Origin of the sequence: Rhizobium album, from assembly GCF_003122325.1 — a bacterium.
GTDB classification, from domain to species: domain Bacteria; phylum Pseudomonadota; class Alphaproteobacteria; order Rhizobiales; family Rhizobiaceae; genus Metarhizobium; species Metarhizobium album.
Map to the genome: position 1 here is coordinate 1 of NZ_QFBC01000053.1, position 1,539 is coordinate 1,539.

The window sequence follows — 1,539 nt, forward strand, 5'->3', positions numbered from 1 at the left end:
TCAGACTGCTGACAAACCCCTGGCCTTGACTGGGGGTTTATGATTCACTGGGACATGTTGAAGAAACCCGCTCCCGAACAGACGGCCCTCGAGATGGTGACGCTCGATGGGTTGGTGCCGAAAGACCACCTGCTTCGCAAGATCGACGCGGTGATCGACTTCTCCTTCATTCATGATCGCGTCTGCGGGCTCTACTGCGCCGACAACGGCCGTCCGGCGCTCGATCCGACCTTGATGTTCAAGGCTTTGTTCATCGGCTACCTTTTTGGGGTCCGCTCCGAGCGCCAATTGGTGCGCGAGATCGAGGTTAATGTCGCCTACCGCTGGTTTCTGCGCCTGAAGCTGACCGATGCGGTCTTCGACGCCTCCACGCTCAGCCAGAACCGCCGCCGTCGCTTCAACGATACCTCCGTGGCGCAGGACATCTTCGATGCGATCGTGGAGCAGGCGATCCGGCATGGCCTGGTCGATGGCACGGTGCTTTACACGGATTCGACGCATCTGAAGGCCAATGCCAACAAGGGCAAGTATGACCTCGCCATGCTCCAGAAGTCCCGGGCCGACTATTGGGCCGATCTCGACCGGGCAATCGAGGCCGAGCGGGCGGCGCATGGCCAGAAGCCGCTGAGGGAGAAAGAGCGCGCGCCGGAGGTGAAGGAGACCAAAGTCAGCCGCAGCGATCCCGACAGCGGCTATATGGTGCGCGACGGCAAGCCCAAGGGCTTCTTTTATCTCGATCATCGTACCGTCGATGGTCGCTTCGCGATCATCACTGACACCCATGTGACGCCGGCCAATGTGCATGACAGCATCGTCTACCTCGAACGGCTGGACCGGCAGCGGACCCGCTTCGACTTGGCGGTTGGCGTCGTCGGGCTGGATGCTGGCTATGCCACATCCGGCATTGCCAAGGGCCTGGCGGACAGAGACATCCTCGGCGTCACCGGTTATCGCAACCCGACACCGCCCAGAGACGGGATGATGCGCAAGTCGAAGTTTGTCTATGAGCCCGAGATGGACGGCTATGGCTGCCCTCAGGGTCAGCTGCTCACCTACGTCACCACCGACCGCAACGGCTACAAGCACTACCGTTCCGATCCATCCATCTGCCGCGACTGCCCGCTTCTCGCCTCCTGCACAGCAAACGCCAAAGCGGAGCGCATCATCACCCGGCATGTCTGGGCCGATGCTCGCGACCGCACCGACGCCAACCGCAAGACACCCTGGGGCAAGGCGATCTACACCAGGCGAAAGGAGACGGTCGAGCGTTCCTTCGCCGACGCCAAGCAACTACACGGGCATCGCTACGCCCGATTCAGAGGCCTGATCAAGGTGCAATGGCAGTGCCTGCTGGCCGCCGCCGCCCAGAATATCAAGAAAATCGCAACGGCGATGACAAGAGCCCACGCGCAAGCTTGGGGATGAACTCCTTGGCCTGCCTATCATAACGCAATACTACAGGCATAAACACCTCTCCTGCGAGCATCCCCAAAAACGACAAACCCGCCGATAAAAATCGACGGGTTTGTCAGTAGTCTG

General features: G+C 60.5%; 1 protein-coding gene. It reads left to right on the plus strand.

What is annotated here, in order from left to right:
- Window positions 1-54 precede the first annotated feature (54 nt).
- Entirely contained in the window at window positions 55-1,425 is a 1,371-nt protein-coding gene (locus DEM27_RS33360) for an IS1182 family transposase (protein ID WP_109462514.1), read from the plus strand.
- Window positions 1,426-1,539 lie beyond the last annotated feature (114 nt).

Bases quoted from the DNA above. Each gene is read 5' to 3' on its own strand.
- DEM27_RS33360 (WP_109462514.1), top strand. From the start codon at position 55: ATGTTGAAGAAACCCGCTCCCGAACAGACGGCCCTCGAGATGGTGACG.